Origin of the sequence: Rothia sp. HMSC072B03 (assembly GCF_001809565.1) — a bacterium.
GTDB classification, from domain to species: domain Bacteria; phylum Actinomycetota; class Actinomycetes; order Actinomycetales; family Micrococcaceae; genus Rothia; species Rothia mucilaginosa_A.
The window spans coordinates 58,361-83,043 of sequence record NZ_KV797964.1; the positions used below are offsets into that span (position 1 = coordinate 58,361).

The following is a 24,683-nucleotide window of genomic DNA, read 5'->3' on the forward strand; positions in this document are numbered from 1 at the left end:
GTCTAGTTGAGCTTGCCTCACCATGTGAGTTTGCGTCGTTCAGTTGAGGAGAAACGAATGGATCGGTTTGCGCGTGCCGCGCGGTGCATCCGCCGCCCCCTGGGTGTTCTGCGTTCGGCGGGCTCGAACCCGGTGCGCTCGCGTGCGGCCGGGTCGCTGGCCTCTGCCGCCCTGCTGGCCCTGTTGCCGCTGGGGCCGGCCTCGTGGCTGACCGCGGCCAACGCGACCGATCCCAGCTCCTCTGCCACGGCCTCTCCGAGCCCGAAGAGGGAGGTGACGGCCACCCCCTCGCCGTCGGGCACGGCGGTGCCGAAGAGCACGGCCGCCCCGAGCCAGGGTGCGGATACCGCCAACGGCGACGATGTGCGCCACCGCGAGTACTGGCTGAACGAGTACGGCATTACCTCGCTGTGGTCGCAGGCCACGGGTAAGGGCGTGACGGTTGCCGTGATTGACACGGGTGTGGACGGGAACCACCCGGATTTGGCGGGCAACGTGCTGCGCGGTACCGATGTCTCGGGTGTGGGCAGCGAGGACGGCTGGCAGGGCCTGGGCGCGGAGCCGATGCACGGCACGGAGGTCGCCTCGCTGATTGCCGGCCACGGCCATGATACTCAAGGGTACTCCGCGATTGCGGGTCAGCCGGGTAAGCCGACCGGCATGATTGGCGTGGCCCCGGATGCGAAGATCCTGCCGATTTCGCTGAACATGGGTACGACCGGCGGTAAGAGCATCGACGAGCAGATTCCTGCCGCGGTGCGCTACGCGGTCGACCACGGCGCACAGATTATCAACATGTCGATTGGCTCGAATAAGACGAGCTGGCCGCAGAGCTGGGATGACGCTTTCGCCTACGCCGAGCAGAAGGGCGTGCTGATTGTGGCGGCGGCGGGTAACCGCGGTAGCGGCCTGACTCAGGTGGGTGCTCCCGCGACGATTCCGGGCGTGCTGACGGTCGGCGGCGTGGACCGAAAGAAGCAGGTTTCTGAAGGCTCGTCGACGCAGGGTATTTCGATTGCCGTGGTTGCTCCGAGCACCGACATGATTGCGGCGGCCCCGGGCAACGGGTACATGCTGTGGTCGGGCTCTTCTGCGGCGGCCCCCCTGGTGACGGGCGTGGCGGCGCTGTTAAAGCAGAAGTACCCGCAGGAGTCTGCGGCTCAGCTGGCCCAGCGTTTGATTGCCTCAGCCGATGACGAGGGCGCTACGGGTCGTGACCCGCTGTACGGGTACGGCGTGTTCAACCCACAGGACGCTATGGCTCTGCCCGCGCCCACGGTGACGGCGAATCCGCTGGGTTCGATGTCGGAGTGGATTGCGGTGCACCGCAAGCACCAGGTGAGCGCACCGTCGCCCAGCGATGCCGCGCCCGTGCACGAAGAGGGCGAGAACATCGTGAAGCAGGCGGCCCCGGACGCGAGCCGCCCGCCGGAGGACCGCGGCTGGTTGCCGCCGGTCATTGTGGGTGCGCTCCTGGTGTGGGTCACGATTATTACCGCCGGTGCGGTGCATCGTCTGCACCGGATGCACGTGCGGGCAGGCGACGCGGCCCGTCAGGTGGGGACCGCGGTGCGCGAGCAGGCGCATCACGCGGCGGAGCACGTGCCGCATCCGCATCACCAGCCTCACCGGCGCGGCGGTTCGTCGTCGTAGCGGTGGGCGGCCCCGCGGGATTGCACTTTTTGCGGGGTGGGGGAGCGGCTAATGCCGGTCCGTTATATTTCTTGCCTTAGCCCGTTCGCGAACGGCTGAGTTTTTGCGGGCCGCGGTGATTCTCTCTCATGGCGGTACCTGATGGGTTCAAACGCGCCCAATCGTAACGAAAAATTCGAACGTTGAACGAAAAAATGGAAAGGGTTCGCCTAACCGTAAGTGCCTTATCTTGTGTGAACCTCGTTCAAGCCTCGAAACTTTTGGCTTAGGTGTGCCTTCAAGGGGGCATAAATGCGATTTCACCTAAACAAAAGGCGTAAAATATATGGTGAACCGGGTATGTAACAGACAGGCTCGTGCCGCTAGCCACTTCGCGTTGCGTAAGGACTTCCAGGGCGAGCCGCTTCGTTTGTTAGGAAAGCTTTCGGAACGAGCCGGAGGCTGCGCATACCACCCTACCGGGATGAGAACTCCCGGTACCTGAGACTAGGAAGTAACTAACATGGCATTCACTAAGGTGGCACAGGACCGTCCCCGCGTCCTGATTGTCGGTGGTGGCTACGTCGGCTTCACCGTTGCTAAGAAGATTCAGAAGGCTATCAAGGAGACCGGTGGCGTCGTCACCATCGTCGAGCCGAACCCCTACATGACCTACCAGCCCTTCCTCCCCGAGGTTGCGGCAGGTTCCATGGAAGGCCGTAACGCAACCGTGCCGCTGCGTCAGCACCTGCGCGACACCGAGCTGATTCCCGGCCGTGTTGTCTCCATCGACCATGCAAACCGCACTGCCGTCGTTGAGCCCACCGATAATGGTGAGCCCTTCGAACTGAAGTACGACGAGATCGTGCTGGGCGCCGGTGCCGTGACCCGTGCCTTCCCGATTCCGGGTCTGGCAGACGTCGCCATCGGCATGAAGACCATCGAAGAGGCCGTCTCGGTTCGTAACTGGGTTCTGGACCGCATCGAGGTCGCATCCCTGCTGACCGACGCTGAGGCTCGTCGTCGCGCCCTGACCTTCGTGATCGTGGGCGGTGGCTTCGCCGGTATCGAGACCATCTCCGAGCTCGAGGACATGGCACGCGTGGCTGTCGAGCGTAATGAGCGCCTGTCTGTCTCCGATCTGCACTTCGTGCTGATTGAGGCCGCACCGCGCATCATGCCCGAGGTCCCCGCAGGCCGCGCCGAGAAGGTTGTCGCAGAGCTGCGCGCCCGCGGCATCGAGGTTCTGCTCAACACCTCCCTGGCTGACGCAACCGACGGCAACCTGCAACTGATCAACATGGCTGACAAGTCCCCCGCCGGCGAGATCTCCACCGACACTCTGGTCTGGACCGCAGGTGTGGCAGCGTCCCCGATGCTGAAGAAAACCGACTTCCCGATTGACGAGCGCGGCCGCGTGCGCGTGAGCGCCGACCTGCGCGTCACCGGTGATGACGGCGTGGTTGAGGGCGCATGGGCTGCAGGCGATAACGCTGCTGTTCCGGACCTCTCCGGCGGCGGCGTGGGCGGCTTCTGCGTCCCCAACGCTCAGCACGCTTCCCGTCAGGCTGTTGTTCTGGCTAAGAACCTGCTGGCTGCTCGCCGCGGCGAGCCCCTGACCGACTACTACCACGAGACTATCGGTGTTGTGGCAGGTCTGGGCCTGTGGAAGGGCGTTGCAAACTTCAAGGGCAAGACCATTGGTGGCCCGCTGGCTTGGATGATGCACCGCGGCTACCACGGTTCCGCAATCCCCACCGCCGAGCGTACCGTTCGCGTTATGACCACCTGGGCTCTGAACCAGATCTTCGGTCGCGACACCTCCTCGATTCGCCACCAGCGCTCCCCGCGCCTGGCATTCCAGGAAGCAACCGGTACCGCTCCCGCACCGCACAAGGCAAAGCTCTAAACCGAGCTGGCCGATAGCCGGTGAGGCCGCTTAGGCCTTGGATGTGAAACGGGCGGCGCCGAGGACTTCGGTCTTCGGTGCCGCCCTTCGCTGTATTCACGGTGTTTCCCAGGGGTGGCATTTCGTCATCCAACCTGCCCCGCCTCGGGCGAGAGCCGGTGCGGGCTATTGGGTACCGAGGAGCGGATATGCGTTACCCGGGATTCGTGGAATAATGGTGTTCTATGTTTGGTGTGCACCAAACGAGCCCCCATAGTCCAATTGGCAGAGACAGAGGACTTAAAATCCTTGTGTTCTGGGTTCGAGTCCCAGTGGGGGCACTCGTCGGCCGTCAAACGGTGACGCATACAGGGCGGCGGTCCATTCCCCGAGGGGAAATGGACCGCCGCCCTTCGCCGTAGCACTGCCGCTATAGCCTCGATGCGGAGGCAGAACAACGTTCCGGATAAAGAGACGATGCCCCCGACCCATACTATCGGGGGCATCGTCGAGCACGCGGCGGTGCTCTCTTCACCGCGGGTAGATAAGGGCCGCGCGCTGCCGGAATCAGCGCGGCCCGGCGGTGAAGCCTGGCTCGACTACCGGTGATTGGTTGCCCGTGCGGGGCACCGAGCCGGAGGTCGAAAGTCTATCTGTGGACGCTACTTGCGGCGTGCGAAGAGCGCGTCGATGGAGAACTTGCCGGCGCCGGTGAAGAAGAAGGCTGCTGCGATTGCGGCAAGGGTGAGAACGTATTCGTAGCCGCCCTTGGAAGCGGAGAAACCTGCCGCGAGGTGGACGAAGATGAGGGCGCCGCTCATGGATACTACAGATGCTGCTGCCGCGATGCGGGTGCCCGCACCCAGGATAATCATGGTGCCGCCGAGTAGTTCGGTTGCCATGGCGAAGTATGCCGCTGCGGCTGCCATGGGGATGCCCATCTGCTCGAAGGAGGCGACGGTACCCGCGGGGGTCCATTCGAATGCCTTCTGGATGCCGTGCATAATCATGACGAAACCGAAGACGAGGCGGAGGATAAGTAGGCCGGCGGATTTCATGGTGTCGTTGTTCATGCCTTTAAGTTTGACAAGTAAAGTTTTACACTTCGAGTAAATTCAGTCTATAGCGGAAAAGAGTGCAAAAAGTGGTGAAAAATAGGCTAAAAAGTGACCCACATCCCAAAAATTGGAGTTTTAGATGACGTTTTGTGACGGCGCTCAATACATAAAACCTCCTCTCGGCGGCTTCCGGAACCCCAAAAACATGAGACCCTTAAAGGAGCACAGCCGTAGGCGCACCCGCCCTGAACGGGATAGCAGAGCCAGAAAGGCATAACATGCAGACTCAGCCCTCTCTCATCGCCGTCGATATGGATGGCACCTTCCTCACCGACGCGAAGACCTTCGATACCGAACGCTTCTCCGCGATTCTCGATCGCCTGGATGCGCGCGGTATTCGATTCGTGGTGGCCAGCGGCAACACCTACGCCAAGTTGCAGGATTACATGCGCGGCTTTGAGAACCGAGGCCTCATCTACATTGCCGAGAACGGCGCTTACCTGGCAGACGATAGCGGCCAGCTGGCGGTGCACCCCTTCCGAGAGGAAGACGTTCCCGCCATCTACGAAGTGCTGGATGGGCTAAGGCAGATTGGCTTACTCGTATGCACCACCGAAGGAATCTTCCTACCGAAGGATCGCCGCGAACAGATTGTGCACGTCATCCGTAATTACTTTGAGGACACGGGCCAGAGTATTCCCGATACCCTGACCCTGGAGGACTTCGCGGGGTTCTTCTTTCCCGGTGCGATTCTGGTTGACTCCATTGAGGAGGTTCGCGGGGCACCCATTAAGTTCCCGCTGCTGACCCCTCCGGCGCAGACCCAAAGCATTAACGCGCACCTGCGCGAGGTGCTGCCCGAGGGTGTGACCCCGCTGGTTAGCGGCTTCGGGGCAATCGACCTGGTTCGCACGGGCGTGAATAAGGCGACGGGTCTGCAGGATCTCTGTGAGCGATTCGGCTACAGCCCCGAAGGAATCCTCGCCTTCGGCGACGGCGAGAATGATAGCCGGATGCTTAGCTTCGCCGGACACGGCGTGGCCACGGGGAATGCCGCGCCGAGTGTGAAGGAGCTGGCCGATGAGGTGATTGGCACGAACGAGGAGCAGGCCGTTCTGAGCTATCTGGAAGACTTGCTGGATGCGCTGGATGTGCGTGACGCCTCCTAGCATCTCTCGCCGGCCTCTTACGAAAGTCTGGTGTCTGCGCGGAGTCGCGCTATGTGAGACTATGCCGTGCTCAGAACGAACAGAAGCGTGAGCTGGGCAACCATCGGTTATAATTAAACGCATTAGTAGTACTTATCTATTCAAGGAGAGAAAGATGGCGGGAAACCCGCTTATTAATTCAATGACGAAGAAGCAGGGGCAGGGCGATCCTCGCTTCGGTCGCTTCGGCGCCGGTGGCCAGGCTCAGCAGAGCCAGCAGCAGGCTTACGGTCAGCCGCAGTACGGCCAGCAGTCTTACGGTCAGCAGAGCCAGCCCCAGTACGGCCAGGCTCAGTATGGCCAGCAGGGCTACGGTCAGCCGCAGTACACCGATTACAGTGCTCCGACCTCCTCCGAGCCGACCTACTCCGAGCCGATTCCGGCCGGTGAGCGTCTGACCATGAACGACGTGCTGGTCAAGACCGCCATTAACCTGGGCCTGGTCGTGGTGGGCGCCGTGGTCGCATGGTACGTGCCCGTGCTGATGCTCCTGGGTCTGCTGGGCGGCCTGGTGCTGGGCCTCGTGAACTCCTTCAAGCAGAAGGTTTCCCCGGTTTTGGTCATGGCCTACGCGCTCATGGAGGGCATGATGCTGGGCGGTCTGTCCGCCATCGTCAACCTGCGCTACCCGGGCACCGCCATCCAGGCGGTTCTGGCAACCATCGTGGTTGCGGGTGTGACCCTGGCTCTCTTCGCCAACGGCAAGATTCGCACCACCCCCAAGCTGAATAAGATTTTCATGATTGGTGCGCTCAGCTACCTGGGTTACGGCCTGGTGTCCATGCTGACCGCGGGCCTCTTCGGTTTCTCGCTGAACAGCATGAGCATCGGTGGTATCCCGCTGGGTCTGCCGATTGCTCTGATCGCGGTTGCGATGGCAACCTACTCGCTGCTGATTGACTACACCACGACCGCCGAGGCTGTGGATGCGGGTCTGCCGCAGAGCGAGTCCTGGCGCCTGGCTTTCGGCCTGACCGCATCGCTGGTGTGGCTGTACGTTGAGATTCTGCGCGTACTCATGTACCTGGCAAGCATCTTCAGCAACGACTAAAAATTCGTACGAAGCGGCGGTACCGTAGCGGTGCCGCCGCTTTCGCGGCTTTGGCGGGGTTTAGCGCCCCACGAATACCGGCTCGCCCAGCAACCTGGCGGGCTTGAGAAAGAGAGACAGCGTGAAGCATACATCGAGTGCCGAAGAACGTCGGGCGGGGGAGGGCTACCGGGTTCCCTTCGCCGTGGACGTGGCCGGCGCGTGGTCCTGGCGCCTCATCGTGATTGCCGGCGCGGGCTGGGTCGTGTGGAAGGGCTTGGGGCACGTCTCCCTGCTGGTCATCGCGATGATGGTGGCCATGCTCCTGGCGGCTCTGCTGAGCCCGACCGTCATGCTCCTGCGGAAGAAGGGCGTGCGGGCCGGCGGCGCGGCTGCTATCGCCGAGCTGGGTCTGCTGCTGCTTCTCGCTGTGATTATTTCGCTGACCGGTCAGCAGCTGGTGCGCGGTTTCGCCACGATGGCTAATAAGGCGGTGCAGGGCTATCAGCAGCTCGTGGACTGGTGGCTGAAGAGCCTCGGGTACGATTTGGGTGCTGACCAGCTGAACCAGCTCCTGCACCAGATTGAGAACACTTTTAAGGACAATCCGAACACCGTGCTGAACGGCGTGTCTCGGGTCGGTTCGACCGCTGCCGATGTCGCAACCGGTGTGCTCCTAACCCTGTTCACGCTGCTTTTCTTCCTGATGGAGGGCGAACGCATCTGGCTGTTCGTCGTTGGTCTCTTCCCCAAGGATGCGCGCGAGGCCGTGAACGGTGCGGGCCGCGCGGGCTGGAAGTCCCTGGGCGCCTACGTCCGCGTGCAGATTCTGGTGGCCGCGATTGATGCCATCGGTATCGGCCTGGGCGCCGCCATCCTGGGTGTGCCCCTGGCGATTCCGCTGGGCGTGCTGGTGTTCCTGGGTTCCTTTATCCCGGTGATTGGTGCGCTGTTCTCCGGTGCCGTGGCGGTGCTTCTGGCGCTCGTGGCCCTGGGGCCGGTGCAGGCGCTGATTATGCTGGGCATCGTGCTACTGGTGCAGCAGGTGGAGTCGCATATTCTGCAGCCGCTCATCATGGGTAAGGCTGTGTCCCTGCACCCGCTGGCCGTGATTTTCTCGGTGGCCGGCGGCTCCATGATTTTCGGTGCCGTGGGCGCGCTGTTCGCGGTGCCGACGCTGGCCGTGGTGAACTCGGTGGTGCGCTACCTGGCGGATCGCGGTTGGGAACACGACCCCAGCCTGCGCGATGAGGAGTTCCTCTTCCCGCACGAGGTGGCTCGCCGCGAGCATGCTGAGGAGAAGGCCCAGGAACGGCAGGAGAGCGTCAAGAAGCTGGCCTCCCGAGTGCCGCGCCATCAGAAGGCTGAGGAGCCTGAGAATCGGGCTTCCGAGGTTTCGGACTCCTCCGAAGACTAGGGGCCTGCATCGAGCGGGAGGTTTTGGCGTATGGCACCCCGCCATCCTCGATAACGCTCCGCTATCTCCTCCCGGCGATACCGCCGGCCGCGATGCCGTCTACGGCGGTGTCTCGCTAGGGGGCTACTCGCGACCGAGTAGCCCCCTTCACTGTACCCATCCTCTAAAATGGGATGAGCAATACATCACCGCCCCGCGCCCGCGGGGCAACGCACTGTCAGAATGGAAAACCTGTGAGCGTAGATCTCGACTCCCTGCCCGTGACCATTACCGATATTGAACGTGCCGCAGAGCTGCTCGAAGGCGTTATTGAACGCACCCCGGTCGCCCATTCGCGTGCCCTGAGCCAGCGCCTGGGTTCCGAGGTGTTCTTCAAGTGTGAGAACCTGCAACGCGCCGGTTCGTTCAAGGTGCGCGGCGCGTATGTGCGCATGGCAAAGCTCTCCGAGGAGGAGAAGAATCGCGGCGTGGTGGCCGCGAGCGCGGGTAACCACGCGCAGGGTGTGGCCCTGGCGGCTGACCGCCTGGGCATTAAGGCCCGTATCTACATGCCGCTGGGCGCGGCGCTGCCGAAGATTACCGCAACCCGCGATCACGGTGCCGAGGTTGAGCTGTACGGCGTGACCGTGGACGAGGCCCTGGCGGAGGCGAAGCGCTACGCCGAAGAGACCGGCGCGGTCTTCGTGCACCCCTTCGATAACGAAGACATTATCGCGGGCCAGGGCACGATTGGCCTGGAGATTCTGGAGCAGGTGCCCGATGTGGATACCGTCATCGTGGGTGTTGGCGGCGGCGGTCTGCTGGCCGGCCTGTCCGCGGCGATTCGCGCGAAGGAGCAGGAGCTCGGCAAGAAGATCAAGATTATCGGTGTTCAGGCTGAGCACGCCGCGGCCTACCCGCTGTCCCTCGCTGCGGACGCTCTGGTGCCCCTGAAGAAGGTCTCCACCATCGCCGACGGTATCGCCGTGGGTCGCCCCGGCCAGATGCCCTTCTCCATCATCAAGGAGCTGGTGGATGACGTGGCGACCGTGAGCGAAGACGATATTGCCCGCGCCCTCATTTTCCTCATGGAACGCAACAAGCTCGTGGTGGAGCCCGCCGGTTCGGTGCCCGTGGCGGCGCTGATGAACGGCAAGCTGAAGGAAGAGTACGGCGACCTAGGCACCGTCGTGTGCGTGCTCTCGGGCGGCAATATCGACCCGATGCTGATGCTGAAGGTGATTCAGCGCGGTCTTTCTGCTGCCGGCCGCTACATGACCATTAAGATGATGCTCTCTGACCGCCCGGGTGAGCTGGCAACCATCTCACGCATCATCTCCGAGAACGACGCGAACGTTACCGGTGTGGATCACACCCGCGTGGGTGGCTCGCTCTCCATGGGCGATGTGTCCATCACCATCGACATGGAAACCAAGGGTGTGGAGCACTGCCGCCAGGTCATTTCTGCCTTGGAGGACGAGGGCTTCAAGCCGATTATCGTCTACTAAGCCGACCTTACATTTTGTGGGTTGCCGCTCGCTCGTGAATCTTCACGCGGTGAAGCGGAAGACATAAAAAGTGCGGGGTGCCGATTCCGAAGAATCGGCACCCCGCACTTTTAGCGTGTTGGCGCTGGGGCCGTGGACCTCGACAGCCGCAAATCTATGAGCCTCGACTTAGGCGTGGTAGGGGGTCACAGAGACAATCTTGGCGCTCAGCTCTTTGCCGTTCGGAGCGGTGTAGGAAACCTCGTCGCCCTGCTTAGCGCCCAGGATTGCGGCACCCAGCGGGGACTTCTCCGAGAAGACCTTCAGATCGGTACCGGCGGGGAGGGTGTCCTCAATCTCGCGGGATCCGAGCAGGAACTTCAGGTGGCGGCCCGCAACCTCGGCCTCAATGACCATGCCCAGGGCCACAACGCCGTCGTCGACGGGAGCGTCGCCAATCTGTGCGGTCTCCAGCAGGTGCTTGAGCTGCTTGATGCGTGCCTCGTTCTTGGCCTGCTCGTCGCGGGCGGCGTGGTAGCCGCCGTTCTCACGGAGGTCGCCCTCGTCGCGTGCCTGCGCGATGCGGTCGACGATTTCCTGACGGTACGGGCCGGAGAGGTACTCCAGCTCCTGGGTGAGACGGTCGAAGGCGTCCTGAGTGAGCCATGCACCGGTGTTGTCAGCCATGCGTATCCTTTGCTTGTGCGCCGGCGTTGCCGGTGCGAAACGAATAAACCCGCTACCGTGTGCCGCGTTCAATGCGCGGCGGCGCCGGTAACGGAATGAATCAACAGACCTATTTTAGAGCACCGGAGGGTTTTCGGCTGGTAGCTCGGTCGCTTCTTCCCCTCTGAGCGCACCTTTGAGCGTATCCTCGACGATGCGCGGGCCGACGGCAGAAAAGCCGGGCGGACGGTGGCTGCCGCATACTTGAGATTCCCCAGCGCTTCTCCGGATACACCCCCGGATGTGACCTTACGTTTCACGATGTCACACGGCGTCATCTGCGCTAGTGAACCTTCCCGACCCCGGGTATCATACGAGGAGTTACACCGGCGTTGTTTCGTAATGCTTTCGTCGTGGCCTTCGGATAATCACCGGAAGGCGCCGACGCATCCCGCACCTAATACGCCACCCACCGCACCGCCAGGCACGAACCCAAAGGACACCACCGTGAGCGAAGCCATCGAACAGCTGAAGGCGAACCTGCCGACTCACCCTCCCGTCGAGGCTATTAAGCCGCTGGAGGAGGACTACACCGGTCTGCGCATCCTGGCCGTGCACGCACACCCGGACGACGAGTCCTCCAAGGGCGCAGGTACCGCATCCGCGTATATCGCCCGTGGCGCGCGCTTCATGGTGGCGACGATGACCGGCGGCGAGCGCGGCGACATTCTGAATGAGGAGGTCGATAAGAGCCCGCGTGCGCACCGTGACCTGCCGGGTCTGCGCCGCGCTGAGATGGCGGCTGCCCGCGAGATTATGGGTATTGAGCACCGCTGGATTGGCTTCTTCGACTCGGGCCTGCCCGAGGGCGACCCCATGCCGCCGCTTCCCTTCGGTAGCTTTGGCACCATGCCCCTGGACCGTGCCGCCGCGCCGCTCGTGCGTCTGGTGCGTGAGTACCGCCCGCACATCATCATCACCTATGACGAAATTGGCGGCTACCCGCACCCCGACCACATCATGACTCACAAGGTTGCCGTGGAAGCATTCGAGAAGGCAGGCGACCCGGAAGCCTACGTGGGTGAGGGCGAGCCCTGGACCCCGCTGAAGCTCTACTACGACCGCGCATTCAACCCCGAACGCACCCTCGCCCTGCACGAGCATCTGCTCGATACGCACGGTGAGAGCCTGCTGAGCGGCTGGATTGAGAACCTCGCGCACCGCGCCTCCTCAGGGGAGGCACCTCGCCACGAGACTACGACCCGCATCCTGGTGACCGATCACTTTGAGCAGCGCGATCAGGCTTTGCGCGCGCACGCCTCGCAGGTGGACCCGAACGGCGTGTTCTTCGCCGTTCCCAGCGAACAGCTGAAGGACATTTGGCCCTGGGAGGACTACACGCTGGCCGCCTCGCATACTGAGGTTCAGCTGCCCGAATCTAGCCTGGACGAGGGCCTGAGCGATTACTACGTCATCTAGAGCTCAGCCACGATGCTTCTTCAGCGCCCCCGGTTCCGCCCCGTGATGCATACGGAGAGCGGGGCCGGGGCCTTCGCATGAGTACCCACTCCGGGTCCGGGCCCCGTCTGAGCCCCCGGAAGCTCAAACTTTGAGCCGATTCTCAGCCCTTCCGCACCCGCGGGGAGCCCCGCGGCGCGCGCCCGGGGCGTAGAATTAGAGCTTGGGCTCTCACACCGTAGAGCCCGTGATGCATCCGCTTCGACAGCCGAATGAGGTACGAGCCATGAGCGCTAACGCCCTGCCCGTGATTACCGTGCACGGTCATGCCAGCAACCCCGGTACTGTCACGGAGCTGACCGTCTACGAGCGGGCCCTGGAGCGCTCGCTGAGCCCTGAAATCCTGCCCGCCCACATTGGAGTGCTGGTGGACGGCAACCGCCGCTGGGCGGCTCAGCGCGGCTTGAGCACCCGTGAGGGCCACGCCGCCGGTGCGGAGCGAATTATTGATTTTCTGGCCTGGTGCACCGAGCTGTCGATTCCGCAGGTGAGCCTGTACATGCTCTCGGTTGAGAACCTCAAGCGCCCCGAGCAGGAACTGACCGGCCTGGTGGCGGTCATCGATAACTTCCTGGTACGGCTGGTGGAGTCTGCGTGCGGTCCTGTGCGCGCCATCGGCAATATTGACCTGATTCCCCGCCAGCTGCACGAGCGCCTGGACTGGGCGATTGCGCAGACCGCGCACCTATCCGGCGTGCGGGTAAACATTGCGGTCGGTTACGGCGGCCGCCAGGAGATTGTGGATGCGGTCCGCTCAGTTCTGCTCGAAGCCGCCGCTGAGGGCACATCCTTGGAATCGCTTGCCGAACAGCTGAGCGTGGAGGATATTTCTTCGCACCTGTACACCGCCGATATGCCTGACCCGGACCTGCTGATTCGCACTTCGGGTGAGCAGCGCCTGTCCGGTTTTATGACCTGGCAGAGCGCGTATTCTGAGTTTTATTTCTGCCGTGCCCTGTGGCCGGATTTCACGCGCGTTGATTTTCTGCGTGCCCTGCGGGACTACGCGAACCGTTCCCGCCGCTTCGGTTCCTAGAAGCTTCCTAGAGGCTAAGGGTCTAGCGCCGTTGGCTCGTGTTTCTTGGCTGGCTGTTCCTGACTAGTAGCCTCCGGTAGTACAGCCTCCAGCAATACAGAATGGACGTTCTATGCTCGCTGAGCTTTCCCGCCTCTACAACACAGGCGGTGCCTCCGTTATTGCCGCTCTGGTGCTCGGCAGCTACCTGCTGTATTTTCTGTGGTGTGCCCTGCGGCTGTGGCGTATTGACGTGCGGGAGCACCGCCTGCCGCACCGCATCCTGATTCCTTTGGCTATTGCCACCTATACGGCGCTGCCGGTGTCTTTGCTTTTTGCGGGCCGCCCCGCCGATATTTGGCGCGTGATTGGTGCCGGTCTGGCGCTCTGGTTCTGCTACGGGCTTCTGCGTATTCTGTCCTTTGGCGCGCTGGGCCGCGGGGATGTGAAGCTCGCCGGCATCCTGGGCGGCGTGCTCGGGTACCTGTCCTGGGCGAACCTGGGCTGGGCGTCGCTGGTAACGTTCCTTGCCGGTGGTCTGGTGTCTTTGGCTCTGGTGCTGTTCACGAAGGCGCGCGGTAGCACCCGTATTGCGTTCGGTCCGTTTATGCTTCTGGGTGCGCTGGTGGCGTTGGCGGCTCCTGCGTATTCTCTGTGGTAGATTCCGAAGTAGGGTGACCGTCCGGCTAAGTGGCGGGCTTGTTCTGTGTGCGGCTCGCGGCTGTTCGCTCTGCTCTCTAGCACCTATTCCCCGGTAGACTTTCCGGGAGCTTTTGAAAGGTTGATGTTATGCCTACTCCTCCCTATATCCGTAAGCTGCGTGAGCGGATCGGTTCGGATTACCTGTGGCTGTCCGGTGCGACGGCTGTGGTGTACCGTGAGCAGGATTCTAAGGTGCTGCTGGTGCGCCGTAGCGATAACGGGGCGTGGACCCCGATTACGGGCATTGTGGACCCGGGGGAGAGCCCCGCACTGACCTGCCTGCGTGAGGCGCAGGAGGAAGCGAACGTGCAGATTGAGGTGCTGGAGCTGGCGCAGGTGAAGGCTGACCCTGCCATGCAGTTCGGTAATGGTGACCGCTGCCAGTTCTTGGATCATACGTTCTTGTGCCGCTGGGTTTCTGGTGAGGCGAAGGTGAATGATGAGGAGTCTTCGCAGGTGCGTTGGGTGGATGTGTCTGACCCGGCGGAGCGTGCGTTGCTTTCGGAGCGGATGCTGGACCGTATTGATGCGGCGCTGAACTATGACGGCCACTGCCGTTTTGGTTTGGAATCGGTGCCGCCGGAAGAGCTCTAGACCGGTTACTGGGACTGAGTAAAAGCCGCTGAACTAAACCTGCACATACAGAGGGAGGGGCGACCCGCCGTCATGGCGAGTCGCCCCTCCCAGTATTTTTATGACAGTTTATTACATGTTATTGGGTGGTTCTTCCTGTTTTCCTGTGGGAGTGGGGGGCTGGAAACCTAAAAGTTGCCGTGGTTTTATTTTGTTTTTGTCTTTTTTACTTTAAGTTGCGCCTGTGTGTCGAGTTATGAGTGGTGCGCATGAGATGCTTTATATATGACACGGGTTACATTGGGAGTGACGGCCCCGTATTAGTCAGTAACCCGAGAAAGATTCGTTCACGTGATGTTCTGGTGAGCGTAGTCGCTTTCCTTTTACTCTGCCTATAAATCTTTAAGGCATGCCATTTTTCTGTGAACTAGGCTCATTGTGTTCATCGCAATTCTTGGTCGCTATTTTGATGCGTCCTGGAAGGAGCAAAGCATGACAACACATAAAATACCCTGGAGAATCTACGTAGCCCTTATCGGCTCTCTGGTAGGTACAGGAATATATTCCTTCGCCCTACCCATCGCGATTCTCGCTAGTACAGGCGAAATTGGGTTGGCTGGCGTAATGGCGGTAGCCATGCAAATCCCCAATATCGCCTTGGCATATCCGCTAGCAACCCTATCGGATAGTCTGCCTCGAAAACCTATGATTGTGATTGCCGGGGCAGTAAACATCCTCAGTATCCTTACCTTGGCGTTGATGATTGAGCAGCATATGCTGTCATGGTTCACCATCGCCGCACTAGGATTTGTGAGTGGTGTCTTCTCCGAACTGGCTGCTGCCTCAGAAGCAGGATATATTCCGCAGCTTCTCGGACGAGAAAACCTTCTTTCGTACAACGCACGTCGTGAAATTTGCGAGGGAATATCCGCAATCATTGCGCCCCCTACAGCAGGATTTATTGTTCTTGTCGCGGGTGCAACGGTCGGTCTTATCGTCCCGGTGCTCCTTTTCGGAGCGGCAACTATTTCATACGCAACGTTGCCATCCGTAGAGATGGAAACTAAAACTGAGCAACGCGAAACCGCACAACATGGGTTTATTCACCGCATGTTTGACGGTATCCAATACATGTTCTCCGGCGCCCCGCAGAGACTTATCCTTGTCTACACGTTCTTCTTGGCGGCAGCTACAGCATCGTATTCGCTCATTATTATTTACCGTCTGTATGAGGAGCTCACTTTTGAAGCCTCAGTGGTAGGTATGATTATGGCCTGCAGCGGTATCGGTGGTATCGTCGCGGCGCTCATCATCGATCGTTTCCTCTCTTTCGAGAACACACGAGGAATGCTGCTGGTCGCCAATGTCGTATCCCTGCTCGGAATACCGCTGGTCACCATCAGCAATAATCCTGTAGTGCTCGGAGCCTTGCTCTTCATCCTGGACGTAGGATGGGCATCAGCTTTCATCTTCTCCAACAATCTGCGTGACTGCATTACGCCGAATGAGCTACTGGGGCGTGCCAGCTCCCTTGACGGTGCCGTGTTTGGGCTAGGAACGCTGTACTCCATGGGCGCGGTAGCACTGATGCTTGACCATCTCGGCTCCTTCAACGCTGCGCTTGTCGTGAGTATCCCGGCTGTACTCTGCCTCATCTACACGCTGGTCCACTATAAACAATTCAAAGTGTTCAATATCGTTGAACAATAGTGAGGATCTGTTGCCGACTCAATGACGGGGCAGAGAACACATACAGAAGGAGGGTCGACCCGCCGTCATGGCGAGTCGCCCCTCCCTCTATGGTTAAGCCGCGAACATCAGGTGAGGTTCAGGCAGGTGAGATTAGAAGTTGCCCAGCATCTTGGTGACGTCCAGAGCCGCATCCAGCTGCTCCTCGGTCACTTCGCCGCGCTCCACGTAGCCCAGAGCCACAACTGCCTCACGGACAGTCACCTTGTGAGCCACCGAGTACTTAGCGATCTTCGCAGCAGCCTCGTAACCAATCAGCTTGTTCAGCGGGGTCACGGTCGAGGGCGAAGCCTCAGCCAGGAAGCGGCAACGCTCAACGTTAGCGGTCAGACCGTCAACCATCTTCTCGGCGGCAACGCGAGAGACGTTAGCGAGCAGGCGGATCGACTGCAGCAGGTTAGCGGCCATCACCGGAATACCCACGTTCAGCTCAAACGCGCCGTTGGTGGAAGACAGAGCAATGGTTGCGTCGTTACCGATGACCTGAGCGGCAACCTGAATGGTAGCCTCACAAATCACGGGGTTGACCTTACCGGGCATAATCGAGGAGCCGGGCTGCAGGTCGGGGATGTGCAACTCGCCCAGGCCGGTGTTCGGGCCCGAACCCATCCAGCGGATGTCGTTGCTGATCTTCATCAGGCCGTACGCCAGGGTGCGCAACTGGCCGGAAACCTCAATCAGGCCGTCACGGTTAGCCTGAGCCTCGAAGTGGTTACGAGCCTCGGTCAGGGGCAGGCCGGTCTCCTCAGCCAGCAACTCAATCACGCGAGCGGAGAAACCAGCCGGGGTGTTAATGCCGGTACCCACAGCGGTACCGCCCAGGGGAACCTCAGCCACGCGGGGCAGGGAAGCGTTCACACGCTCAATGCCGTAACGCACGGTTGCGGCGTAGCCGGAGAACTCCTGACCCAGGGTGATGGGGGTTGCGTCCATCAGGTGGGTACGGCCCGACTTCACAACGTCCTTGAACTCTGCGGACTTGCGCTCCAGGGACTCAGCGAGCACCTCCAGAGCGGGAATCAGGTCCTTCACCAGAGCCTCGGTCACAGCAACGTGCACGGAGGTGGGGAAGACGTCGTTGGAGGACTGGGAAGCGTTCACGTGGTCGTTGGGGTGAACCTCAATGCCCTTGGACTCCAGGGAACGGGTTGCCAGGGTTGCCAGGACCTCGTTTGCGTTCATGTTCGATGAGGTACCGGAACCGGTCTGGAAGACGTCAATGGGGAAGTGGGCGTCGTACTTACCGGTTGCTACCAGATCCGCTGCGTCGCGGATAGCCTGGGCGCGCTCAGCGTCGAGCACCTTGAGTTCCTCATTGGCGGTCGCGGCTGCCTTCTTCACGAGGGCAAGCGCACGAATATGGGCGGATTCGAGAGTCTGACCCGAAATCGGGAAGTTCTCGACTGCGCGCTGGGTCTGTGCACGGTAGAGTGCATCAGCCGGAACGCGAACTTCGCCCATGGTGTCATGTTCAATGCGGTATTCAATGTTTTCAGCCATATCTCTAGCATAGGCGTTCAAAGTGGCCCCCGTCGCCAAAATCCGGTGCCAGAAAAGGAAAAACGCTCATAAATTTTGCAGGATTCAGAGCACGGAAAAAGCCCCACCCCCGCGAATGTGGGAACACACCGTAGGGGAGGGGCTTACCCATGAAAAAACATGGTCTTGCGTGTGAACGAGTGGGTTCTCGCGGTGGGCCGTTTTATCGTCCCTCCGGAGAAATAAATCCGGGCTCTAGTCCAGGTTCTCGGCAATCACGACGCGCGGGGGAGTCTTCACGACCACGGGGAGCGTCTGGGTCGGCGGGTTCTGTTCATCGTTCTTCTCCTCCTGCAGAGCGAGGTCCTGCGAGCTGAACACGAGCTCGGCCTTACCCTCCTTCAGGTGGTAGAAGACGCCGATCACGGCGACCTTACCCGCAAGCACCGCATCCGAAATGATGTGGGACTGCTCGATAATGCGGATAGCGGTCTGGCGGGTGTGCTCACGAACCATATCGTTGACGACCGGGTTTTCGGGTAGCTTCGGGGACATTACCGAAGGCAGGATGTGCTGCACCAGGTTACGGATGAAGCCGTGCGGCATCTCGCCGGACTCCAGAGACTTGCTGGCCGCAGTCACGGCGCCGCAGGAGTCGTGACCGAGAACCATCACAATGGGGGTCTCAAACTCATCAACCGCGTACTCCAGCGAACCGAGCGCCGCGTTCTCCAGGACGTGGCCGGCGGTACGCACCACGAACGCGTCGCCCAGGCCCAGGTCAAAAATAATCTCTGCCGCGAGGCGAGAGTCGCCGCAACCGAAAATCGAGGCGAACGGGAACTGGCCCGCAGCCAGGTCGGTGCGGCGAATCGTGTCCTGGTTGGGGTGCTCATTGCTACCCTCAACAAAACGGCGGTTACCGTCCTTCAGACGCTTCCATGCTTCTGCGGGAGTCGGTTGGATGCCAGCCATGTGATGCTCCTTAGCGGACAAATACAGATAACGCGTGCCGTCGGAGCCAGCGAATCTGCGAACGGGTATGTGGGGCTTCAGGCGCTCGCGCTGAAGCTCAGCTCCTTGCCGGGAGCCTCCCGGAGAAAGAACCTACCTCAAATATGCCTTAAATATGCGAAAAATAGCTAGTTTGGCGCGCCTTCACAACATCCAAAATCAGTGCCTCAGAGCGTATGAAGCGCCGAAGAGAGACGAAACCCTCACAGATTTGTCGCATCTGCTCACCGTAAAGTCAACACGCACGCAAACTCGTTCAGAATAAGAAAACGAAGCGCCCGCGCGCTATCCTGAAAGGAGCACTACTGCGTCGGCGACTTCGTGCTGGAAAGAACCAGCCAGCCGACGGTGTATTCAGACATCTCGAAGGTGAGTCTATGACTACGAACAATAACCACGGCGACCGTAACCTGGCAATGGAACTGGTGCGCGCTACCGAAGCCGCAGCCATCGCAGCGGGTCCCTGGGTTGGCGCGGGCGAAAAGAATCTTGCGGACGGCGCAGCTGTCGACGCTATGCGCTACCGCCTCTCCACCGTCAACTTCAACGGCACCGTTGTCATCGGTGAAGGCGAGAAGGACAAGGCTCCCATGCTGTACAACGGCGAGAATGTCGGCGACGGCTCCGGTCCCTCCCTCGACGTGGCGGTTGACCCCATCGACGGTACCCGCCTGACCGCACTCGGCATGGACAACGCCCTCTCCGTGATTGCTGTGGCAGACGGCGGCACCATGTTCGACCCCTCCGCAGTGTTCTACATGGAGAAGCTGGTCACCGGCCCCGACGCCGCAGAGTTCGTCGACCTGCGCCTGCCCGTCAAGCAGAACCTGCACCTGGTCGCTAAGGCTAAGGGCAAGAAGGTCAGCGAGCTGACCGTATGCGTGCTGGACCGCCCCCGTCACGCCAAGCTGATTCAGGAGATTCGCGAGGCAGGTGCCCGTACCCGCATCATCCTCGACGGTGACGTCGCCGGCGCTATCGCAGCCTGCCGCGAAAACACCGGCGTGGACCTCATGCTCGGCACTGGCGGCACCCCCGAAGGCGTTGTCGCAGCATGCGCTATCAAGGCAACCGGCGGCGTTATCCAGGGCCGCCTGGCACCGACCGACGAGGCAGAGCGTGAAAAGGCACTGGAAGCCGGCCACGACCTCGACCGCGTGCTGACCACCAACGACCTGGTCACCAGCGACAACTGCTTCTTCGCCGCAACCGGTATCACCGACGGCAAGCTGCTGCGCGGCGTGCGTTACAGCAAGAACGTTGTGACCACCCAGTCGCTGGTTATGCGTTCCTCCTCGGGCACCGTGCGTACCGTTGAGGCAGAGCACCGCCTCTCCCGCCTGCGCGAGATTCTCTCGCACACCAAGAGCCCCGGCGAAGCCTAAGCCTTTGAGGTAGCCCCCAAGCATAAGGAGCCGCCCCCGACCGAATCACTCGGTCGGGGGCGGCTCCTTATGCTTATCGCCGTTACCGGCACACGTTAGCGCGAACGCAGGGAACGCAGCTTATCCTTCGCCTTCGACACTGCATCGCGAACCGCCGGGCGTGCCTTGTACGCCAGGGTATAGGCGCGGTAACCCAGCGAGGTCACCGGAACATCCCAGGTACCCGGGTACTCCACAGACTCGCCGCCGAAGGACTTCTTGAACTTCGTGAAACCGGCCCACTCGTGATCCGGCTGATCCTCCGGCGCGATGCCGAAGAGGTCAACGTACTTCAGGCCCTTACGCTTAGCGTCCAGGATGAAGTTCGTCACCACCACAACACCTGCACTAAGGTTGCGGTGCTCGAAGGAAGCCGCAGCGTGCGCGTAGGTGCGGGTATCGTCCGAATCGTACACGAACGCCGCCGCAATCGGGGTGCTCTCACCGTTCTCGCCCGCCAGCTTCGCAATGTAGAGCGATGCCGCACCGGCGGGCATCAGCACGCGAGCAACCTGCATCAGGTAATCGTCATGCTGACGGTTAAAACCGTTACGCTCCGCGGTCTCCTCGAGGAAGCCGAAGAGAATCGTCATATCCGAGGGATTGGTCGACACCTCAATGGTCACGCCCTTTTTGTGGATATTACGATGACGATTACGGTAACTGGAGCTCATTCCCTTGAGGATTTCGTCCTCGGTGCCCGAGAGGTCAATAATCTGCGTGTGCGAGGGCTGCACCTGGCGAGGAGCTAGAACCGCACCGCGACGAGCTAGGAATGTAACGGCATCCTGGTCACCCCAGATTGCCGATTCGGTAGGCTCGATACGCACGAACAGACAACGGTGCTTCGCGGCCTCTTCCTTCAATGACGCGAGAGCCTCGTCGAAGGCCACAGCGCTGGAGGCGACCGGTCCGTACGGGCTGTACAGGTAGCGGCCGGTGGCGCCGCCCTCAACGGTTGCAAGGTACGACCAGCCGTTACCGCTCTTGCGGATTACGGTGTGACCATTAGATTCCTGAAAACGTGCCCAAATATCGGACTGAAGAATATTGCTCATCCTTCTAGTGTATCCGAGCTTAGGGAACGTAAGCCTGGGGCTCCGAGGAGGCTTCGGGGGCAGAGTTCGGACGGGTTGAAGAGACGTTCTCCTCAGCCTCGCGCTCGGCGGCTGCCTTGGCCTTGGCCTCGGCCACGCGGGTGCGCAGGGCGGCGCCCTTGTCGATAGCCGACTGGCGCAGGTTAGCCGAGAACTCGTGCAGGTCGTCGTGCACCTGGCGGGCGAAAGCATCGGTGCCCGAACCCAGGATGCGCAGGGCCAGCAGGCCCGCGTTGCGAGCACCGTTAATGGAGACGGTAGCTACCGGAACGCCGGCGGGCATCTGAACAATCGACAGCAGCGAATCCATGCCTTCGAGGTTCTTCAGGCGCACCGGAACACCAATCACCGGCAGAGCGGTGACCGAGGCGAGCATGCCCGGCAGGTGAGCGGCACCGCCGGCACCGGCAATAATCACGCGGATGCCGCGGCTGTGAGCCTTCTTGCCGTACTCAATCATGTCCTCGGGCATGCGGTGCGCCGAGACGACGTCAGCCTCGTAGGGGATGCCGAACTCTTCCAGCACCTCGGCGGCGGCCTCCATGACCGACCAGTCCGAATCGGAACCCATCACAATGCCGACAATGGGTTGGGAGGAATCATAGGGAGACTGAGACATAATCCTCATATCCTTTCACAATGCGGTGGAATACCACCATCACTAGGGGCGTCGAGCGCGGGTTCTCAGCGGAGAGAACCCGCGCTCGACCTATATTTGAGTGGCCCGTCGCCTACAGGGGGCGGCCATCGCGCAAAATGGATGCGGCGTTGGCGGCGCTGTGGCGCAGGTTCTCAAGCTCATCGACCCGGCCCGAAATGTTCACGTGGCCAATCTTGCGGCCGGGTCGGGTTTCCTTACCGTAGAAGTGAATCTTGGCGCGAGGCTCGGCCGAGAGGGCCAGCGGGTAGACGCCGAAGATGTCCTCGTTCTCGCCGCCCAGGTAGTTCTTCATGACGGCGACCTCGTCCAGCACGGAGGTATCGCCCAGCGGCAGATCCAGCACGGCCCGCAGATGCTGCTCGAACTGGCTGGTCACCGAACCGTTCTGGGTCCAGTGGCCGGTGTTGTGCGGGCGCATGGCTAGCTCGTTGATGTAGAAGCCTGCGGGGGAGCCGGGCACCTCGAAGAGCTCGGCGGCCATCACGCCGGTCACGCCCAGCTCGGAGGCGATGGTCACGGCTGCGGCCGCGGCGGCCTCGGCAATCTCGGGGGCCAGGTTCTGCGCGGGGGCAATCACCTCGTCACAGATGGAGTTCACCTGGATGGTCTCAACGACCTGCCAGGGGCGCACCTCGCCGCTCTCACGACGAGCCACCAGTGCGGAAAGCTCGCGGGTGAAGGGAACCTTCTCCTCGGCCAGCAGGGCGGAGAAATCGGTGCGCGAGGGCAGCTGCTCGAACCATTCGGAGCTACGCTCGCGGGCCTCGGCGGGGGAATCCAGCACAAGCACGCCCTTGCCGTCGTAGCCGCCGCGCGGGGTCTTCAACACCACGGGCCAGCCAATCTCATCGCCGAAGGCAAGAAGCTCGTCCAGGGTAGAAACCTTGGCCCAGCGAGGGTTCGGCAGACCCAGGCGCTCGATGGCCTGGCGCATCAGGAGCTTATCCTGCGCGTACTGCAGAGCGTCGGGCTGAGGCTGCACGTTCACACCCTCGGCCATGAGGGTGCGCAAAAATTCGGTGGGCACGTGCTCGTGATCGAAGGTGATGACATCCTTGCCGCGGGCAAACTCGCGGAGGGTATCGAGATCCTTGTAATCGCCAACGGGGGCGGTGCGTACCGCCGCCACGGCGCCGACGGTGGGCGCCTCCGCGAGAATCTGCAGGTTGATGCCAAGGTTAGTTGCTGCGGGGGCCATCATGCGGGCCAGCTGGCCTCCGCCGATGACGCCAATTACGGGTCCAGTCACAGGGTAAGTCACATCACCTAAGTGTACTCGCTTCGGGGCGTACACGTTAGATGAACCGTATCGTGAACTGTGGGCGGGCGATTGCCTGTGGCGGGGGAAAAGCTGCCGCTACCGGCTGGGTATTGACTGAAAAATCTGGCGCGGCTAGGGATAACCCGGCCGGTCTGTACTACCATATGAAGAGCTTGAAAAGTCCCCGGCGCCCGGTCTCTGCCTCGCGGCCCCGCTCTGGCGGACCCGGAAGCTATCCACCGACACCACCTGTTAGATAGGCCCCGCATGAGCGCACAGACTAAACCCACCATGACCGAACGACTGAAATCCCTGTGGGACAGCTACGGCATCGAGGTGCTTAAGTTCGGAACCGTCGGTGGCGCTGCGTTTGTGGTGAATTCCATTACCGTGTGGGTTCTCATGATGACCGTCATGTCGCAGTCCCACACGAAGGCAAAGGTCGTCGCAAGTATCGTGGCCACCATCTTCTCGTGGCTTATGAACCGCCTGTGGACCTTCCGCGAATCCCGCTCCGAAAACTGGAAGCGCGAGGCCGTCGAATTCGGCATCGTCAACCTGCTGGGCATCATGGTTGAGGCCGGCTGCGTGGCCTTTAGCACCTACGTGCTGAACCTGCGCACCGCGGAGGCCTCGTTCATCTCCGGTACGATCATCGGTACCATCCTGGGCACCATCCTGCGTTACTTCCTCTACCGCTTCTGGGTGTACGGCTCGCACCGTAACCAGGTCTCCAAGGGTGAGGGCACCGACCATGAGGAACTCGGCCGCATGTTTGATGACGCGGCCGCCATCCTGGACGGCGGAGCCTCGGAAGGCTCCAAGGCTCAGGACGGCGGGGCGAACGCGTCCGGTACCGAGCGCGGCCGCTAAACGGCACCGCTCAGAGCCCACCAGCTCTATAAAAGATAAAGCACCGGCCCCGATACTTCGTGTATCGGGGCCGGTGCTTTATCTTCACGCTCTTATCGTATCGGGGGCCTAACTACAGGGCAGTTCCTTGGCGCGTTCGGCCTCCAGGAGGGATGCAAGCCGCTCTTCGCTCCACTCAACGGCCGGATCGGCCAGGAACACGGCGCGCCCCGAAGCCATGATGGCCAAGGCCTGCATCAGGGTGCTCAGCGTCGCCTCCGAGGAATCAAAACCGTAGCTGGGGCTCAGCATGAGGGCCAACGCCCGCTGACCGCCGGAAAGCGTCTCGCCACGGTACGAGTCCGCTAGCTGGCGAATCTGCGCGTAGGCCTCGGAGTAGGTGAAGCCCTCGACCACTTCGGCAGACTCGTCGGGCAGCAGACCCTCGTAGTGGTCGCCCATGCTGGGCACCAGGGCACAGAAATCGAGCACTTCATCGGCGTAGGTTTGCAGAGCAGTCAAATCCCCAGAGTAGGCGAGGGCCAGGGGAGCGCGGTCTACCGCCAGAAGATAGGCTGGGCCGTTGACGAAGCGCGCGTCCTGCTCGGTGCATACCGCGGCGGCCAGGGGCTCGTCCCGGTCGAGAGTTGCGCCCACGCGCAGGGCGGCTAGGCCGACCACCAGAGGACGCCAGTGCAGGGGCGCCTGCAGATCGAAGGCCTCTTCAGTGGCGAGGTCACATTCCTCGATGAGCAGGTTGGCGGTCTTGTTGACCCAGTTCATGAGGACGCGCCCGGAGAGCTCGATGCGCTCGCCGTTGTCGGAGTACCAGATGAGTGCGGGGGTCTGCACGGAGCTGAGGGCCTCAAAGAATCGGTTGAGGGAGGCGGGAACCGCGGGACCGGTGGGGGATAGGGTAACCATGGTTTCACTCTACCGCACCGCAGGCATTGCGCCGGGCACGGGGGGGGGG

Annotated in this window: 21 protein-coding genes and 1 tRNA gene; 14 read left to right on the plus strand and 8 right to left on the minus strand. The window is 61.4% G+C overall.

Features of this window, described 5'->3' with window-relative positions; translation table 11 throughout:
- Positions 1-57 precede the first annotated feature (57 nt).
- The 3 genes from HMPREF2630_RS00820 to HMPREF2630_RS00830 all read left to right on the plus strand — a co-directional run bounded on the left by HMPREF2630_RS00820 (position 58) and on the right by HMPREF2630_RS00830 (position 3,861).
- Entirely contained in the window at positions 58-1,653 is a 1,596-nt protein-coding gene (locus tag HMPREF2630_RS00820; protein ID WP_083298868.1) for a S8 family peptidase, read from the plus strand.
- A gap of 502 nt (positions 1,654-2,155) precedes the next feature.
- Positions 2,156-3,541, plus strand: coding sequence for an NAD(P)/FAD-dependent oxidoreductase (locus HMPREF2630_RS00825; protein WP_070482904.1), 1,386 nt, complete (start codon positions 2,156-2,158; stop codon positions 3,539-3,541).
- A gap of 246 nt (positions 3,542-3,787) precedes the next feature.
- Positions 3,788-3,861: transfer RNA gene (locus tag HMPREF2630_RS00830), tRNA-Leu, on the plus strand.
- A gap of 321 nt (positions 3,862-4,182) precedes the next feature.
- Here HMPREF2630_RS00830 and HMPREF2630_RS00835 read toward each other — a convergent pair.
- A complete protein-coding gene (locus HMPREF2630_RS00835) occupies positions 4,183-4,593 on the minus strand; it encodes a DoxX family protein (RefSeq protein WP_049342929.1) in 411 nt (136 codons plus the stop codon).
- A 263-nt stretch (positions 4,594-4,856) separates the two neighbouring features.
- Between HMPREF2630_RS00835 and HMPREF2630_RS00840 the strand changes: the two genes are divergently transcribed.
- The 4 genes from HMPREF2630_RS00840 (at position 4,857) to ilvA (ending at position 9,720) form a co-directional block, all read left to right on the plus strand.
- Positions 4,857-5,747: a Cof-type HAD-IIB family hydrolase gene (locus HMPREF2630_RS00840; protein ID WP_049342930.1), complete on the plus strand. Its 891-nt coding sequence runs from the start codon at positions 4,857-4,859 to the stop codon at positions 5,745-5,747.
- Between the two features lie 181 nt (positions 5,748-5,928).
- On the plus strand, positions 5,929-6,837 hold the full coding sequence (locus HMPREF2630_RS00845; protein ID WP_371440186.1) for a Bax inhibitor-1/YccA family protein: 909 nt from the start codon (positions 5,929-5,931) through the stop codon (positions 6,835-6,837).
- 121 nt (positions 6,838-6,958) lie between these two features.
- The gene (locus HMPREF2630_RS00850) at positions 6,959-8,233 is read left to right on the plus strand and encodes an AI-2E family transporter (RefSeq protein ID WP_049333029.1); all 1,275 of its coding nucleotides are present in this window, start codon (positions 6,959-6,961) and stop codon (positions 8,231-8,233) included.
- A 233-nt stretch (positions 8,234-8,466) separates the two neighbouring features.
- On the plus strand, positions 8,467-9,720 hold the full coding sequence (ilvA, locus tag HMPREF2630_RS00855; RefSeq protein WP_070482909.1) for a threonine ammonia-lyase: 1,254 nt from the start codon (positions 8,467-8,469) through the stop codon (positions 9,718-9,720).
- Between the two features lie 168 nt (positions 9,721-9,888).
- On the opposite strand, the gene greA is transcribed toward ilvA, so the two are convergent.
- On the minus strand, positions 9,889-10,386 hold the full coding sequence (greA, locus tag HMPREF2630_RS00860; RefSeq protein WP_070482912.1) for a transcription elongation factor GreA: 498 nt from the start codon (positions 10,384-10,386) through the stop codon (positions 9,889-9,891).
- 486 nt (positions 10,387-10,872) lie between these two features.
- On the opposite strand from greA, the gene mca reads away from it, so the two are divergent.
- From mca to HMPREF2630_RS00885, 5 genes are all read left to right on the plus strand, one after another.
- Complete coding sequence (gene mca, locus HMPREF2630_RS00865; protein WP_070482914.1) at positions 10,873-11,844, plus strand: mycothiol conjugate amidase Mca; 972 nt, start codon at positions 10,873-10,875, stop codon at positions 11,842-11,844.
- Between the two features lie 265 nt (positions 11,845-12,109).
- Positions 12,110-12,919 (plus strand): polyprenyl diphosphate synthase, encoded by an 810-nt coding sequence (gene uppS / locus HMPREF2630_RS00870; RefSeq protein ID WP_070482917.1) that lies wholly within the window; start codon positions 12,110-12,112, stop codon positions 12,917-12,919.
- Positions 12,920-13,031: 112 nt separating this feature from the next.
- Entirely contained in the window at positions 13,032-13,559 is a 528-nt protein-coding gene (locus HMPREF2630_RS00875; protein WP_070482920.1) for a prepilin peptidase, read from the plus strand.
- Positions 13,560-13,687: 128 nt separating this feature from the next.
- Complete coding sequence (locus HMPREF2630_RS00880) at positions 13,688-14,194, plus strand: NUDIX hydrolase (RefSeq protein ID WP_070482923.1); 507 nt, start codon at positions 13,688-13,690, stop codon at positions 14,192-14,194.
- A 417-nt stretch (positions 14,195-14,611) separates the two neighbouring features.
- Positions 14,612-15,883 (plus strand): MFS transporter, encoded by a 1,272-nt coding sequence (locus tag HMPREF2630_RS00885; protein WP_246822724.1) that lies wholly within the window; start codon positions 14,612-14,614, stop codon positions 15,881-15,883.
- A 132-nt stretch (positions 15,884-16,015) separates the two neighbouring features.
- Here HMPREF2630_RS00885 and HMPREF2630_RS00890 read toward each other — a convergent pair whose 3' ends face one another.
- Positions 16,016-17,422 (minus strand): class II fumarate hydratase, encoded by a 1,407-nt coding sequence (locus tag HMPREF2630_RS00890; protein WP_049333016.1) that lies wholly within the window; start codon positions 17,420-17,422, stop codon positions 16,016-16,018.
- 234 nt (positions 17,423-17,656) lie between these two features.
- Entirely contained in the window at positions 17,657-18,376 is a 720-nt protein-coding gene (locus HMPREF2630_RS00895; protein WP_070482929.1) for a carbonic anhydrase, read from the minus strand.
- A gap of 416 nt (positions 18,377-18,792) precedes the next feature.
- On the opposite strand from HMPREF2630_RS00895, the gene glpX reads away from it, so the two are divergent.
- Positions 18,793-19,800: a class II fructose-bisphosphatase gene (gene glpX, locus HMPREF2630_RS00900; protein WP_049342937.1), complete on the plus strand. Its 1,008-nt coding sequence runs from the start codon at positions 18,793-18,795 to the stop codon at positions 19,798-19,800.
- A 95-nt stretch (positions 19,801-19,895) separates the two neighbouring features.
- Here glpX and HMPREF2630_RS00905 read toward each other — a convergent pair whose 3' ends face one another.
- The 3 genes from HMPREF2630_RS00905 to HMPREF2630_RS00915 all read right to left on the minus strand — a co-directional run bounded on the left by HMPREF2630_RS00905 (position 19,896) and on the right by HMPREF2630_RS00915 (position 22,798).
- Positions 19,896-20,897 carry a lipid II:glycine glycyltransferase FemX gene (locus HMPREF2630_RS00905; protein WP_049342938.1) on the minus strand — a complete coding sequence of 334 codons (1,002 nt, stop codon included), beginning with the start codon at positions 20,895-20,897 and terminating at the stop codon, positions 19,896-19,898.
- A 19-nt stretch (positions 20,898-20,916) separates the two neighbouring features.
- The gene (gene purE / locus HMPREF2630_RS00910) at positions 20,917-21,555 is read right to left on the minus strand and encodes a 5-(carboxyamino)imidazole ribonucleotide mutase (protein WP_049342939.1); all 639 of its coding nucleotides are present in this window, start codon (positions 21,553-21,555) and stop codon (positions 20,917-20,919) included.
- Between the two features lie 112 nt (positions 21,556-21,667).
- Positions 21,668-22,798, minus strand: coding sequence for a 5-(carboxyamino)imidazole ribonucleotide synthase (locus HMPREF2630_RS00915; protein WP_246822736.1), 1,131 nt, complete (start codon positions 22,796-22,798; stop codon positions 21,668-21,670).
- A gap of 327 nt (positions 22,799-23,125) precedes the next feature.
- Here HMPREF2630_RS00915 and HMPREF2630_RS00920 point away from each other — a divergent pair, with 327 nt between their 5' ends.
- Positions 23,126-23,731, plus strand: coding sequence for a GtrA family protein (locus HMPREF2630_RS00920; RefSeq protein ID WP_246822725.1), 606 nt, complete (start codon positions 23,126-23,128; stop codon positions 23,729-23,731).
- Between the two features lie 108 nt (positions 23,732-23,839).
- On the opposite strand, the gene HMPREF2630_RS00925 is transcribed toward HMPREF2630_RS00920, so the two are convergent.
- Positions 23,840-24,634, minus strand: a complete 795-nt coding sequence (locus HMPREF2630_RS00925; RefSeq protein WP_049342942.1) for a TIGR03089 family protein — start codon at positions 24,632-24,634, stop codon at positions 23,840-23,842.
- Positions 24,635-24,683: the final 49 nt, after the last annotated feature.

What these genes read in the sequence shown, in the direction of transcription:
- HMPREF2630_RS00820 (WP_083298868.1), top strand. Translation starts at nt 58, where the DNA reads ATGGATCGGTTTGCGCGTGCCGCGCGGTGCATCCGCCGCCCCCTGGGT.
- HMPREF2630_RS00825 (WP_070482904.1), top strand. Translation starts at nt 2,156, where the DNA reads ATGGCATTCACTAAGGTGGCACAGGACCGTCCCCGCGTCCTGATTGTC.
- HMPREF2630_RS00835 (WP_049342929.1), bottom strand. Translation starts at nt 4,593, where the DNA reads ATGAACAACGACACCATGAAATCCGCCGGCCTACTTATCCTCCGCCTC.
- HMPREF2630_RS00840 (WP_049342930.1), top strand. Translation starts at nt 4,857, where the DNA reads ATGCAGACTCAGCCCTCTCTCATCGCCGTCGATATGGATGGCACCTTC.
- HMPREF2630_RS00845 (WP_371440186.1), top strand. Translation starts at nt 5,929, where the DNA reads ATGACGAAGAAGCAGGGGCAGGGCGATCCTCGCTTCGGTCGCTTCGGC.
- greA (WP_070482912.1), bottom strand. Translation starts at nt 10,386, where the DNA reads ATGGCTGACAACACCGGTGCATGGCTCACTCAGGACGCCTTCGACCGT.
- uppS (WP_070482917.1), top strand. Translation starts at nt 12,110, where the DNA reads ATGAGCGCTAACGCCCTGCCCGTGATTACCGTGCACGGTCATGCCAGC.
- HMPREF2630_RS00875 (WP_070482920.1), top strand. Translation starts at nt 13,032, where the DNA reads ATGCTCGCTGAGCTTTCCCGCCTCTACAACACAGGCGGTGCCTCCGTT.
- HMPREF2630_RS00880 (WP_070482923.1), top strand. Translation starts at nt 13,688, where the DNA reads ATGCCTACTCCTCCCTATATCCGTAAGCTGCGTGAGCGGATCGGTTCG.
- HMPREF2630_RS00890 (WP_049333016.1), bottom strand. Translation starts at nt 17,422, where the DNA reads ATGGCTGAAAACATTGAATACCGCATTGAACATGACACCATGGGCGAA.
- HMPREF2630_RS00895 (WP_070482929.1), bottom strand. Translation starts at nt 18,376, where the DNA reads ATGGCTGGCATCCAACCGACTCCCGCAGAAGCATGGAAGCGTCTGAAG.
- glpX (WP_049342937.1), top strand. Translation starts at nt 18,793, where the DNA reads ATGACTACGAACAATAACCACGGCGACCGTAACCTGGCAATGGAACTG.
- HMPREF2630_RS00905 (WP_049342938.1), bottom strand. Translation starts at nt 20,897, where the DNA reads ATGAGCAATATTCTTCAGTCCGATATTTGGGCACGTTTTCAGGAATCT.
- purE (WP_049342939.1), bottom strand. Translation starts at nt 21,555, where the DNA reads ATGTCTCAGTCTCCCTATGATTCCTCCCAACCCATTGTCGGCATTGTG.
- HMPREF2630_RS00915 (WP_246822736.1), bottom strand. Translation starts at nt 22,798, where the DNA reads ATGATGGCCCCCGCAGCAACTAACCTTGGCATCAACCTGCAGATTCTC.
- HMPREF2630_RS00920 (WP_246822725.1), top strand. Translation starts at nt 23,126, where the DNA reads ATGAGCGCACAGACTAAACCCACCATGACCGAACGACTGAAATCCCTG.
- HMPREF2630_RS00925 (WP_049342942.1), bottom strand. Translation starts at nt 24,634, where the DNA reads ATGGTTACCCTATCCCCCACCGGTCCCGCGGTTCCCGCCTCCCTCAAC.